Annotated in this window: 10 protein-coding genes; 6 read left to right on the top strand and 4 right to left on the bottom strand. The window is 63.8% G+C overall.

From position 1 onward, the window contains the following. The first annotated feature begins 156 nt into the window (after positions 1 to 156). From ACJJV2_RS00280 to ACJJV2_RS00300, 5 genes are all read left to right on the top strand, one after another. Positions 157 to 1,572, top strand: a complete 1,416-nt coding sequence (locus tag ACJJV2_RS00280; protein ID WP_052384727.1) for an MFS transporter — start codon at positions 157 to 159, stop codon at positions 1,570 to 1,572. Positions 1,573 to 1,659: 87 nt separating this feature from the next. Beyond that, positions 1,660 to 2,316 carry a single-stranded DNA-binding protein gene (gene ssb, locus ACJJV2_RS00285; RefSeq protein ID WP_131432841.1) on the top strand — a complete coding sequence of 219 codons (657 nt, stop codon included), beginning with the start codon at positions 1,660 to 1,662 and terminating at the stop codon, positions 2,314 to 2,316. Positions 2,317 to 2,759: 443 nt separating this feature from the next. Next, positions 2,760 to 5,267: an EAL domain-containing protein gene (locus ACJJV2_RS00290; protein WP_405277524.1), complete on the top strand. Its 2,508-nt coding sequence runs from the start codon at positions 2,760 to 2,762 to the stop codon at positions 5,265 to 5,267. Between the two features lie 62 nt (positions 5,268 to 5,329). Then, positions 5,330 to 6,214 carry a sugar nucleotide-binding protein gene (locus tag ACJJV2_RS00295; protein ID WP_405277527.1) on the top strand — a complete coding sequence of 295 codons (885 nt, stop codon included), beginning with the start codon at positions 5,330 to 5,332 and terminating at the stop codon, positions 6,212 to 6,214. A gap of 18 nt (positions 6,215 to 6,232) precedes the next feature. Then, positions 6,233 to 6,994 (top strand): lysophospholipid acyltransferase family protein, encoded by a 762-nt coding sequence (locus ACJJV2_RS00300; RefSeq protein WP_405277530.1) that lies wholly within the window; start codon positions 6,233 to 6,235, stop codon positions 6,992 to 6,994. 154 nt (positions 6,995 to 7,148) lie between these two features. On the opposite strand, the gene fabB is transcribed toward ACJJV2_RS00300, so the two are convergent. Together fabB and fabA are read right to left on the bottom strand one after the other, a co-directional pair. After that, positions 7,149 to 8,366, bottom strand: a complete 1,218-nt coding sequence (fabB, locus tag ACJJV2_RS00305; protein ID WP_043334810.1) for a beta-ketoacyl-ACP synthase I — start codon at positions 8,364 to 8,366, stop codon at positions 7,149 to 7,151. Between the two features lie 13 nt (positions 8,367 to 8,379). Continuing rightward, the gene (gene fabA, locus ACJJV2_RS00310; RefSeq protein WP_043334808.1) at positions 8,380 to 8,895 is read right to left on the bottom strand and encodes a 3-hydroxyacyl-[acyl-carrier-protein] dehydratase FabA; all 516 of its coding nucleotides are present in this window, start codon (positions 8,893 to 8,895) and stop codon (positions 8,380 to 8,382) included. 297 nt (positions 8,896 to 9,192) lie between these two features. On the opposite strand from fabA, the gene ACJJV2_RS00315 reads away from it, so the two are divergent. Beyond that, complete coding sequence (locus ACJJV2_RS00315) at positions 9,193 to 11,031, top strand: putative bifunctional diguanylate cyclase/phosphodiesterase (RefSeq protein WP_405277535.1); 1,839 nt, start codon at positions 9,193 to 9,195, stop codon at positions 11,029 to 11,031. 5 nt (positions 11,032 to 11,036) lie between these two features. Here ACJJV2_RS00315 and ACJJV2_RS00320 read toward each other — a convergent pair whose 3' ends face one another. Both ACJJV2_RS00320 and ACJJV2_RS00325 read right to left on the bottom strand, forming a co-directional pair. Continuing rightward, positions 11,037 to 11,561, bottom strand: coding sequence for a DUF2878 domain-containing protein (locus ACJJV2_RS00320; RefSeq protein WP_215824659.1), 525 nt, complete (start codon positions 11,559 to 11,561; stop codon positions 11,037 to 11,039). Between the two features lie 2 nt (positions 11,562 to 11,563). Next, positions 11,564 to 12,847 (bottom strand): class I SAM-dependent methyltransferase, encoded by a 1,284-nt coding sequence (locus tag ACJJV2_RS00325; protein WP_405277539.1) that lies wholly within the window; start codon positions 12,845 to 12,847, stop codon positions 11,564 to 11,566. Between the last annotated feature and the right edge of the window lie 3 nt (positions 12,848 to 12,850).

A 12,850-nucleotide genomic window follows, 5' to 3' on the forward strand; every position in this document is an offset into this window, starting at 1 on the left:
ACACCCGGCAAAGGCTGCATGCTTTCAAAGCCGCCAAGCGGGCCTTAGAATATGCAGTCCATTGGTGGGCGACCACCGTTGGGTGTCACATCTCGGCGACCCACGTGGTCGGCCTCCCTCTTCTTGACTGTCATGCTCCGGAGCCCGCCGCCGCCCATGAAAACCTCTCGACTGCTCGCGCCGGAACGCCGCGCCATCGTCGGCCTTGCCAGCCTCTATGCGACTCGCATGCTGGGGCTGTTCATGGTGTTGCCGGTGCTGGCGCTCTATACCCGTGACCTCGCCGGAGCGACGCCGACACTGGTCGGTGTGGCGCTGGGTGGCTACGGGCTGACCCAGGCATTGCTGCAGATTCCGTTCGGCTGGCTGTCAGACCGACTGGGGCGCAAGGCCGTGATCGGCTTCGGGCTCGGGTTGTTCATTCTGGGCTCGCTGGTCGCGGCGACGGCCGACAGCATCGAGATGATCATCCTCGGACGCTGTCTGCAGGGCAGCGGCGCCGTGGCGGGAGCGATCATGGCACTGCTGGCCGATCAGACACGGGAGGAGGTTCGCACCATGGCGATGGCCTCCATCGGCATGTCGATCGGGGTCGCCTTCGCGCTGGCGATGGTCGCAGGGCCACTGGCCGCAGATGCCTTCGGCCTGTCGGGGGTCTTCTGGTTGACCGCCGTGATGGCCGTCGCGAGCCTGTTCGTGCTCTGGAAGCTGGTGCCAGCTGCGCCCAGGCGTCAACATCAGGATGTGGGGCTTGATAGGCGCCAGCTCAAGGGTATCCTCGCGAATTCCGCATTGTTGCGCATGGATGTGTCGATCTTTGCGCTGCACATGATCCTGACCGCCTGCTTCGTGGCCATTCCCCAGCAGCTGGTCAATTTCGGCATCGCCCCGGCGCATCACGGCTGGATCTACCTGCCATTGATGGGGCTGGCCTTTGTCGCCATGCTGCCGCTGGTCATCGTGGCCGAGAAGTATCGGCGCATGAAGCCCGTCTTCCTGGGGGCCGTCGCGACCATCGCGACAAGCTTGCTGCTGCTGGGAGTCGATGGCATCGAGCATGCGGGGCTGGCGATGTTCCTCGGCCTGCTGTGGCTGTTCTTCGTCGCCTTCAATCTGCTTGAGGCGACCTTGCCGTCGATGATCTCAAAGCTGGCCCCGGCCGGTGCCAAGGGCACGGCGATGGGGGTCTATTCCACCAGTCAGTTCCTGGGCGCCTTCGTGGGCGGTGTCGGGGGCGGCTGGTTGACCGGGCATTTCGGTCTGAGCGGCGTGTTCTTCGCCATGGGACTGGTCGCCATTCTGTGGCTGGCCGTGGTGTGGGGCATGCAACCGCCGCGACATCTGGGCAGTGAAGTGATCGGCCTGTCACCCGAGGCCTCGCAATTGTCGGCCGTCGAGCTGCAGACACGCCTGCTGGCGATCGCCGGCGTGGAAGAGGCGCTCGTGGTGCGTGAGGAACGGGTCGCTTATCTCAAGGTCACACGCGATACACTGGATGACAAGGCGCTGGCCCGTTTCACTCGCCAGCGTGATGACGAAACTCCGGCAGGCGCGGAAGTGCCTGCCAGCTGAACCCTGACATCGGCAACACATTGCCGGTGCACTCGATACCTTCTCCGGTGCCCATGGCGCGCCGGTCTATTTGCAGGAGTAATCTTCATGGCTCGTGGCGTAAACAAGGTCATTCTGATCGGTAATCTCGGTCAAGACCCGGAAGTTCGCTTCACCCCGTCCGGTAGTGCGGTGTGCAACCTGAACCTCGCGACGACGGACACCTGGAATGATCGCCAGAGCGGTCAGCGTCAGGAACGTACCGAATGGCACCGTGTGGTGATGTTCAACAAGCTGGCTGAAGTGGCCCAGCAATACGTCAAGAAAGGCTCACGCCTGTATATCGAAGGTCGCCTGCAGACGCGCAAGTGGCAGGATCAGAACGGCAATGACCGTTACAGCACCGAAATCGTGGCCAACGACATGCAGATGCTGGATACGCGTGGTGAAGGTGGCGGCGGCAACTTCGCTGGTGGTCGCCCGCAGCAGGCGCCTCAGCAGGGCGGCCAGCAACCGGCCGCAGCCCCCCAGCAGGGTGGCCAGTTCGGTGGTCAGCAGCCGGCCCCGCAGCAAGGTGGCCAGTTCGGTGGTCAGCAGCCGGCCCCTCAGCAAGGCGGGCAGTTCGGTGGTCAGCAGCCGGCACCTCAGCAGGGCAACAACTTCGGTGGCCAGCAGCCTGCCCAGCAGAACAACTCCCAGAACAACAATTTCGGTGCGCCGCCCGCGGGCAGCTTCGATGATTTCGATGATGAAATCCCGTTCTGAATAAAGTTTTTCGTCTGTGCGCCGATAGAACGCGCAAGCGATAGCGATGAAAAGGCCCTCGTTCAGCGAGGGCTTTTTTTGAATTAACCATAAGATATTCGCGTTTTTGTTTATGTAAGCGTCTGTTTTTCATGAATTATTTCTGATCATGAAAAATGGTGCCGAGCGCGACATCCAGTGGCTTGTGCCGCGCGTAAGGGAGGTTGAGCGCCACTCCATTGCGGCTCATACATGCGTTGCAAACGAGCGTTGTGCAAAAAACGCTTCATGCCCGTATTCTCTCAGTGTCTCGCCGTTGGGCTGCCAATGTTGTTGGGTGGCAATCAATGGCTTGAGATTCCTGTCGTGGGACTTTCGAAGGAATGTTGGCGACATGACACTGTTGTCGGATTTTCGCCCCTATCTTGCCGACTGTGGCATGCCCCTGATGATCGAGGTTATTCATGCATGGCAGTTATTCCTACCCACTGGTCGCCCTGTCAATCGTGGTCGCCGTGCTGGCTTCACATGCAGCGCTGCAGCTGATTCGTCAGGTCGCACTGGCTCCTTCGCGCGCCACCAGCCTCGGCTGGCTGGTGGGCGGAGCCGTGGCAATGGGGCTGGGTGTCTGGGCCATGCATTTCATCGGCATGCTGGCGTATGAAAGCCAGGTTTCCATCACCTACGCGCCTGGCCTGACGGCGTTGTCGGTGTTGATCGCGATGCTGGCCTCAGGACTGGCACTCTGGGTGAATACGCTGCCACGTCTGACGCCGATGTTGTTGATGACGAGCGGGAGCGTCATGGGTGGGGGCATCGCGACGATGCACTACACCGGCATGGCGGCGATGCACATGAACATGCCTTACCGCTATGACCCGCTGCTGTTTGCGGTGTCCATCGTGGTGGCGGTGGTGGCTGCGACGGCGGCCCTGCGGCTGGGAGGCTTCTTCTTGCGCCAGCGTCGCCCCAATCGCACCTATCAGGCCCTGGCGGCCGGCGCGATGGGACTTGCCATCGCCGGCATGCATTACATCGGCATGGCGGCGATGGAGATGATGCCATTGACCACGCCCATCATCTCTCCCGCCGGGGCGGGCATGAACTCTGGGCAGAACCTGTGGCTGGCCCTGGCCATCGCGATCGCGACCCTGGCCGTGCTGGGGCTGGCCCTCTTGGCCATCAGCGCCGAGCAGCGCATGCGCCGCAGCCGCCATTACCGCTCGCGTCTGGATGGCCTGCTGGAGTACCGGACCCGGGAGCTGCGTCATGAGCGCGATCAGGTGGCAGTCATGCTGGATTCCATCGATGAGGGAGTGATCAACCTCGATCGCGAGGGGCATATCCAGCATATCAACCCCATCGCTGCCGAACTGTGTGGCTGGGCCCCGTCGTTGGCCCGCGGTCGTCCCTGGGCGCGCATCTTGCAGCTACGCCATGAAGGTACGCTGCAGTCCGTCGCCAGTCAGCTGGAAGGGGTCTTGCAGCGCGGCGAAGTGGTGCACATGTCCAGCCAGACGCTGCTGGTGGCACGTGATGGCAGTGAATGTGCCGTGGAGCTCAAGGCCTCGCCCGTGCGTCGTCGCAGTGGGGATGTCGAGGGGGCTGTCTTGGTCTTCCGCGACATCAGCTATCGCCAGGCCATGATTCGGCGGCTCAACTTCCAGGCGCATCACGACAGCCTGACCGGCCTGCACAATCGCACTGCCTTCGATGACTCTCTCGCCGCGGCGCTGGCCGATGGCGGCTTTCACCAGCTGCTGTACCTGGACCTCGATTTCTTCAAGGTGGTCAATGACACCTGCGGGCATGCGGCCGGAGACACCGTATTACGCGAGCTCTCCGCGCTGATGCGAGCGCAGGTGCGGGAAACGGATGTACTGGCGCGCCTGGGGGGGGATGAATTCGCCGTGCTGCTCTATCGCTGTTCTCACGAGCAGGCCATCGAGCGTGCCGAAGCGCTGTGCGCGGCCGTCAGTGCCTATCGCTACTACGATGAGGGGCGGCCATTCCAGTTGGGCGTCAGCATCGGGGTCGCGCCGGTCGAGAACGGCGTCCAGGCCTCCGAAGTCCTGCGTCAGGCAGATGGGGCCTGCTACATGGCCAAGCAGAGCGGGCGCAACCAGGTGCATGCCTATCATGACGGGGATGCAGGTTTCGAGCAGGCCCAGCGCGAGGTGCAATGGCTGCCGCTGCTGCACGAGGCGCTGGCGAATGATCGCTTCACGCTGTACATTCAGCCGATCCGCTCGCTGACTGATGCCACCAGCAAGCCCTACTACGAGGTGCTGCTGCGCTACGTCAACGACTCGGGTGAGCATCTGGCCCCGGCGCACTTCATGGCGACGGCGGAGCGATTCGGCCTGATGCCCGAGATTGATATCTGGGTCGTCACCCAGGCGCTGCAGGTGCTGGAGTCCGATGATGGCCGCATCGAATCGGATGCCGTGCTGGCGATCAACCTCTCCGGCCAGAGCATGGGTGACCTGCGCATGCGCGATCAGCTGGTGGCGCTGGTCACGCAAAGCTCCGTCAAACCACAGCGGCTGTGCTTCGAGATCACCGAGACGGCAGCCATCAGCAATCTGACCCAGGCGCGCGAGTTCATCTACAGCATGCGCCGGCTCGGCTGCAGCTTCGCCCTGGACGACTTCGGCAGCGGCATGTCGTCCTTTGCCTACCTCAAGGAGCTGCCGGTCAACCAGCTCAAGATCGACGGTGCCTTCGTGCGCAACCTGACACGCGATAGCCTCGACGCCGCCATCGTCTCCGCCATCTGTGGCATCTGTGCCCAGATGGGCATCATCACGGTGGCGGAATATGTCGAGCGTCTTGAGCTGATCCCCGCCCTCGAGCTGATCGGTGTCGACTTCGTGCAAGGCTACGGCATCGGTCGTCCTCACCCGATCGGTGCCCCGCTGATCCCCATCACTCCACGCAACAACGGGCCTGCAGCCAGTCTGCAAGGTTGATAGAATGACATCTTTGCATCGTCGCCTCTTGCGGCGATGCGCCTGTTTGCTGGAGCCTGCCTGTGAAACTCTTGCTGCTAGATGCCGGGCATTGTCTTGGCCTGGGTCTGATTCGTGCGGCCAGTACGCGCGCCGATCTTGAGCTCAACGCCGTCGAGTCTGACCGTATTGGCGCCGATGACATCCGCGCCAGCCAGGCGGATGTCGTCATCGTGCCGCCGTTCGCACGCCCGGCCGATTCCGCACCTGCCGAGGTGATGGCGCATGCCGAGGCGGTGGAGCAAGTCCTGGCCGCCTGCATCGAGACCGGCACACCGCTGGTGTGGTGCGTGGCAGATCAGATGTTCGAGCAGGGCGGCGAAGGCTTGCTCGACGAGGATGAGGTGCCCTCGCCGATCGATACGGCGCTGCGCCGCGTCATCGCGACCGGTGATCGCATCCGTGCCGAGCTGCCGAATCACCTGATCGTGCGTCTGGGTCCACTATTCGGTCCGGAAGGGCGTGATGCCTGGTTGCCGACACTGATCGAGCGCCTGCTGGCGGGCGAAGAGGTGCGTGCCGCCGAGGACGTCATCCTGTGCCCGACCAGTGTCGATGCCGTGGCGATGGCGTTGATCGGTATGCTCCAGCAACAGCGCTGCGGTTCGGATGCCTGGGGGGCCTACCATCTGGCCGGCACCGAGCCGATCAGTGCCTACGCCTTCGTCAGTGTCGTGCGTACCCAGTTGATCACCCGTCTCGAGGGGCTGGGCGAGACGGTGGCCGCAGGCCCGCTCAAGGCGCTGACCCTTAATTCCGGTACGCCGCTGCGGCGTGTGCTCAATTGCCGCCGCGTGCTGGACACCTTCGGTGTGCATCAGAAGCCGTGGCGCCTCGAACTATCCCGCCTGATGGATGACTGGATCGCGCAGCGCGCCTCCGGCTCATCCCGCCCTGATTCGATCTGACCTGTGGAGACTGTGCCTGTGAATGCGCTGCGTAGCGTGCTGTTTTATGTAGGTTATTTCATGGCGTTGCTGCTCAGCGCCGTGGTGCTGGTGCCGCTGGCGGCCTGCCTTCCGCTACAGGCGCGCTACCGTGTCCTGCATAGCTACAACCATATCGTGCTGTGGTGGTTCCGACTGACCTGCGGCGTGAAGGTGCAGGTGACTGGACGTGACGCCTTGCCTGAGGGGGCCTGCGTGCTGCTGGCCAACCACCAGAGCGAGTGGGAAACCATCTATCTGCAGGTGGCCAAGCGCCCGCTATGCACCGTGCTCAAGCAGGAGCTGCTGAAGATTCCGGTCTTCGGCTGGGGGCTGAAACTGCTGGAGCCGATTCCGTTGGATCGTACTCAGCCGTCCAAGGCGCTCAAGCAGGTGCTGTCAGTAGGCACCCAGCGCCTCAAGGACGGTTTTACCGTGCTGATCTTCCCGGAAGGCACGCGCATCGCGCCGGGGTCCCGCAAGAAGTTCAACAAGTCCGGTGCCGCGATTGCCTGCCGTGCCGGTGTGCCGGTGGTGCCGGTGGCGCACAATGCCGGTGAGATCTGGCCCAACGACAGCTGGATCAAGCGCCCGGGCACCATCCATGTCGCCTATGGCCCGGCCATCGAGACGGCGGGGCGCAAGCCGGACGCGGTGATCGCCGATGTGGAGGCCTGGGTCGAGGCCAAGCTGCAGGAAATCTCCAGCGTCCAGCGTCCGCCGCTGGAAGAGGAAGCGGCGGCCGATAGCGTCGGTGCCTGACTGTCTGACGCTTTCCCTGTTGCTCGTCTGATGCATCCGGTGCTGCCAGCGAGCACCGGACAGCCACCAAAAAGGCCGCCCCGAAGGGCGGCCTTTTCGTGTCTCACACCAGCGCGTAATCTGCAGACTGCATGTCTGCTGAACGCGTGCTGAATCAGTCCTGGAAACGTTCCAGAATCAGGCAGGCGTTGGTGCCACCGAAGCCGAAGCTGTTGGACAGCACACGGTCGATCTTGACGCCATCACGACGGGTCGTGACGATGTCGAGGCCTTCGGCGCGGTCATCCAGCTCGCTGACGTTGGCAGACGCGGCAATGAAGTCGTTCTCCATCATCAGCATGGAGTAGATGGCTTCCTGCACGCCAGTGGCGCCCAGCGAGTGACCCGTCAGCGACTTGGTCGAGCTCATTGCTGGGCTGGCGGCGCCGAAGACTTCCTGGATGGCCTTGAGCTCGGCCACATCGCCCACCGGCGTCGAGGTGCCGTGGGTGTTGATGTAGTCGATATCGCCATTCACGGTCGCCATCGCCTGACGCATGCAGCGTGCTGCACCTTCGCCGGACGGTGCCACCATGTCGTGGCCATCGGAGGTCGCGCCATAGCCGGTCACTTCGGCGTAGATCTTCGCGCCGCGTGCCTTGGCGTGTTCCAGCTCCTCGAGCACCAGCATGCCGCCGCCGCCAGCGATGACGAAGCCGTCACGGGTCTTGTCGTACGGACGCGACGCGGTTTCCGGCGTGTCGTTGTAGCTGGTGGACAGGGCGCCCATGGCGTCGAACAGGCAGGACAGGGTCCAGTGCTCTTCTTCACCACCACCGGCAAACACGATGTCCTGCTTGTTCAGCTGGATCTGTTCCACGGCGCTACCGATGCAGTGGGCAGACGTGGCACAGGCCGAGGAGATCGAGTAGTTGATACCCTTGATCTTGAACGGCGTGGCCAGACAGGCAGAGACGGTCGAGCCCATGGTGCGAGTGACGCGGTAGGGACCGACGCGACGCAGGCCCTTGGCGCGCATCACGTCTGCGGCCTCGACCTGGTTCGCGGAGGAAGCGCCACCGGAACCGGCGATCAGGCCGGTACGCTCGTGGGAAACCTGCTCTTCGGTGAGACCGGAATCGGCAATCGCCTGCGCCATGGAGATGTAGGCATAGGCCGCAGCATCCCCCATGAAGCGCAATTGCTTGCGATCGATGTGGTCTTCGAGATTGATGTCGACAACGCCGGCCACGTGGCTACGGAAGCCCAGCTCGGCGTATTCCTCTTTGCGGCGGATACCAGAACGTCCTTCGCGGAGCGATTCCAGGACCTGCTGGCGATCATTGCCCAGGCAGGAAACAATGCCCAGCCCGGTGACTACCACTCTACGCATGGGAGCCTCCCGTTCAGAAGTTCGCAGTGGAGGTGAACAGACCGACGCGCAGGTCGTTGGCCTGATAGATGTCGCGACCGTCAACTGTCACTGTACCATCGGCGATGCCGAGGATCAGCTTGCGAGTGATGACTCGCTTGATGTTGATGGTGTAGGTCACTTTCTTGGCGGTCGGCAGCACCTGGCCAGAGAATTTGACCTCGCCGCAGCCCAGCGCGCGGCCACGGCCCGGATTGCCCAGCCAGCCGAGGTGGAAGCCCACCAGCTGCCACATGGCATCGAGGCCCAGGCAGCCCGGCATCACCGGATCACCCGGGAAGTGGCAGTCGAAGAACCACAGGTCCGGAGAGATATCCAGCTCAGCAATCAGCTGACCCTTGCCGTGGCTACCGCCTTCCTCACTGATGTGAGTGATGCGATCCAGCATCAGCATGTTGGGAGCAGGCAGTTGCGCATTGCCCGGGCCGAAGAGTTCGCCCTGGCCACAGGCCAGCAGCTCGTCGCGAGTAAAGGAGTGTTGCTTGGTCACTGAGTCATTCCGAGTAGCGGGATGGTAATGCCGTACGAGGCACCTGAGCGCCTGAATGGGGCTAGTCTAATGGCTGGCACCCCTGAATGCACGTGGGGGCCAGACTAAAGGGCAGCAAGGGCGGGTGCAAATAAGTCCTACAGCTGGGGGGAAAGTGGTCGATAGGAGCTAGTGTGTGATTCGCGCGGGATCCCCTTTGCCGGCATCGGTCGCAATCCGCTGGAGTCGTGCCGAGAGTGGCCCGCTGCCTGCAAATGCAGGATCATCCCCGATGACCCCTTCCACCGAGAGCTGCTTATGTGGCCGCAAGCCCACTTCAATCGGCCCCTGATCATCGGGGCGCTCGTTGCCTTGACAGCGCTGCCCTGGTTGCCGGGGCTCGAGCTGCGTCTTGCCGCGTTGCTGCCCGCCGTTCTGGCGGGTCTGGACATCGCGCGCCAGCGTCGTCGCCAGCTGCTGCATCGTCAGCTGCTGGAAGCCGCCGTGCACCTGAGCAGTGATGGTCTGGTGATCAGTGATCGCCACAATCGGGTGCTGGCCGTGAACGCCGCCTTCAGTCATATCACCGGTTACGCACCGGAAGAGATCATTGGTCGCAACCCTTCCCTGCTGTCTTCCGGGCGCCATGACGAGGAGTTTCACGCCCGTTATCGCCAGGCGCTCGAGGCCAATGGCCACTGGGAGGGCGAGGTCTGGAACCGGCGCAAGCAGGGGGATGAATACCCCGAGTGGCTGCGGGCACGCCGTATCGAGCAGGGCGGCGACGTCTTCCATGTCGCTCTCTTTACCGATATCACCCGCCACAAGGCACGCGAGCAGGACCTGCAGCGCCTGGGGCTGGAAGATGCCCTGACGGGCCTGCCCAATCGCCGCCGGCTGGGCGACCTGCTGGTCAGTCGCCTCAATGGCCTGCGCGCCGGGGAGGCGATGGACCTGGCACTGATCGATATCGATGCGCTCAAGAGCATCAATGATGCCCTGGGCGCGGAAGGGGGCGATCGCCTGCTGCAGCAGTTCTCCCAGCGTCTGACGGCGCTGGCGCGTGGCGGCGTGGTCGGGCGCATCGGCGGCGACGAATTCGTGATTCTGCGCTCTACGGCGGGTGGCGAGCATACCGCCTGGGTGGATGAGCTGCGCCAGGGGCTGACCAAGCCCTTCGAGATCGGCGATCAGGCGCTGCACCTTGCGCTGTCGATCGGCAGCTGCCGCGCCCCGGAGGATGGCGCTGATGCCGATGTGCTGATGCAGCGTCTGGAAAGTGCCCTGTATGCCGCCAAGCGACATGGTCGCAATACCGACATGCGCTTCCAGCCCGCACTGGATGCGGGCGGTGACCTGCAGTTGGGGCTGGCGAATGACCTGCGGCTCGCCATCGAGAGCCAGGGGCAATTGCAGCTGCACTATCAATGTCAGCACGACGCCAGCACCGGCAAGGTTGCGAGTGTCGAGGCGCTGTTGCGCTGGAAGCACCCGCTGCGGGGGGCCATCTCACCGGCCGAATTCGTGCCGCTGGCCGAGCGCCACGGCCTGATGCTGCGCCTGGGCAACTGGGTGCTGCGCGAGGCAGTACAGCAGCAGGCCAGCTGGCGGCGTGCCGGTCACCGCCTGTGCATCTGGGTCAATGTCTCGGCCTTGCAGCTGATCCAGGGTGGCTTTGAGGCCTCGCTGGCGGGCCTGTTGATGGAGTATGACGTGCCCGCCAGCTCCATCGGGCTGGAGCTGACGGAATCGGTATTGCTGGATGAGCGTGCCGGAGACATCTCACGACGCCTGGCCGACCTGCGCGCTCGCGGCCATCTGATCGCGGTGGACGATTTCGGTACCGGCTATTCATCACTCGCCTATCTGAAGGACCTGCCGGTGGACAAGCTCAAGCTGGACCGCGCCTTCATCCGCAGCCTGCCCGGCGAGCGTGCGGATGCTGCCATCACGATGGCGGTGTTGGCGATGGCCAAGGGCCTGGGCATGGAGATGATCGCGGAAGGCGTCGAAACCGCTGAGCAGCGTGAATATCTGGTATCGAATGGTTGCGGCTGGATCCAGGGGTTCTACTTCTCGCGGCCGGCGCCCGCGGGGGAGGTCATCGAGCGGCTCAATGGCTACGAGGCCGGCAATCTGGCCATCAAAGCTGCCTGAGGCGCTCAGGCGCGCTCGGCATGGCCATGAAGGCGTGCGATACCCAGGCACAGGCCGCCCCAGATCAGCGCCTGCGCCGGTAGCAGCCAGTCGGCGAGGGTCACACTGGCGAGCTGCGCCCCGCCGTAATAGGACAGCGGCGCACTGATGGCACCGCCAGCCGCCGCAAGCCAGGGCCGCTGCCACAACCAGCGCAGCGCATGATGGATCGTGCTGGCGAACAGCGGCCACAGACACCACATCCAGACAGGCAGGGGCAGCCAGTGCGCCCAGTCAGGCGTGTCCGAGGTGATGGTGTAGCCGCCGGCCAGTGACAGACTGCCATCCACCACCATGCCCAGCGCCACGAAGGCGGCCAGCCAGCGCAGCTCGCGCAGGCGCTCACTCGTCGGCACGATCAGCCACAGATGCACGGCCAATATCAGCGGCGTGGCCAGCAGGGCGACCGTCGAGCCGCCCAGTACGCAGCAGAACCAGCCGAGCTGAAAGAGCCCGGCATTGAGCAGTGCTCCAGGGCGCTCGGACAGCATGTTCAGGCGTCCCAATCCTGGAGCCCCGCCTGTACCGGGCGCGCCCCCGGCCCCCCCAGCAGCAGCTGACAGGTGCCGATGGTGCGCTCGCGGAAGCCCCCCTCGCAGTACGCCAGGTAGTAACGCCACATGCGCACGAAGCGCTCGTCGTAGCCCTGCGCATAGACCTCACCGAGACGCGCCTCGAAGCGCTGCCCCCAGGCCTTGAGCGTGGCGGCGTAGTGCAGGCCGATATCCTCGAGCTGCAACAGGTTCAGCTGGGTATCCTGTTGCATGGCGCTGAGAATCGCCGCATGAGACGGCAGGAAGCCGCCGGGGAAGATGTAGCGCTTGATGAAGTCCATCTCGCGGCTGGCGGCCACGAAGCGCTGATCGCGGATCGTGATGGCCTGCAGCGCGATCAGGCCTTCCGGTTCGAGCAGGCGCTCGAGGGTCTTCAGGTAGGTCGGCAGATATTGATGGCCGACCGCCTCGATCATCTCCACCGAGACGATGCGATCGAAGCGACCTTCCAGTGCCCGGTAGTCTTCCTTGAGCAGGGTGATGCGATCCTCCAGCCCTTCCGCGGCGATACGCGCCTGGGTATAGGCGTGCTGCTCATCGGAAATGGTCGTGGTGGTCACGCGGCAGCCACGTGTTCTTGCGGCATGGATCGCCAGCCCGCCCCAGCCGGTGCCGATTTCCAGCAGGTGATGCTGTGGCCCCAGTTCCAGCAGGTTGAACAGCTTCTCCAGCTTGTGGGTCGAGGCCGCCTCCAGGCTGGCTTCGGGATAGGGGAACACTGCCGCGGAATACATGCGGTGCTCGCGATCGAGAAACAGCTCGAAGAGGTCGTTGCCGAGATCGTAATGCGCCGAGATGTTGCGCTTCGAACCCGCCAGCGTATTGCGTGCCAGCGCGTAGGCGACGCTCAGCGCCCACTTGGACAGTCGCGACGTCCCGCTGTCCACCGAGTCATTGACCTGTTCGAGGTTGTAGGCGAACAGGCGCACCAGCCCGACCAGATCATCCGTCTCCCACTGGCCATCCATGTAGGCCTCCGCCGCCGCGACGGTGCCACCCAGTGCCATGCGCCGCCAGGCGCGTGAGTCATGGATACGCAGCGTGACGTTACGCGCGCCGCCCTTGCCCAGCACGTGGCGCTCACGGCCTTCCAGCACCGTCAGGCTGCCACCCTCGAGCTTGTCGAGCATGCGCAGCAGGCGTGGCCGCAGCAGCCGAGTCAGGCGGTCTGCCGGTGCCCGGGTCGTGGCCAGTGTGGGGGGAGCGGGTTCGAATTGGCTCATGAT

It is taken from the genome of Cobetia sp. Ld8, assembly GCF_045066615.1.
Taxonomy (GTDB): Bacteria; Pseudomonadota; Gammaproteobacteria; order Pseudomonadales; family Halomonadaceae; genus Cobetia; species Cobetia amphilecti.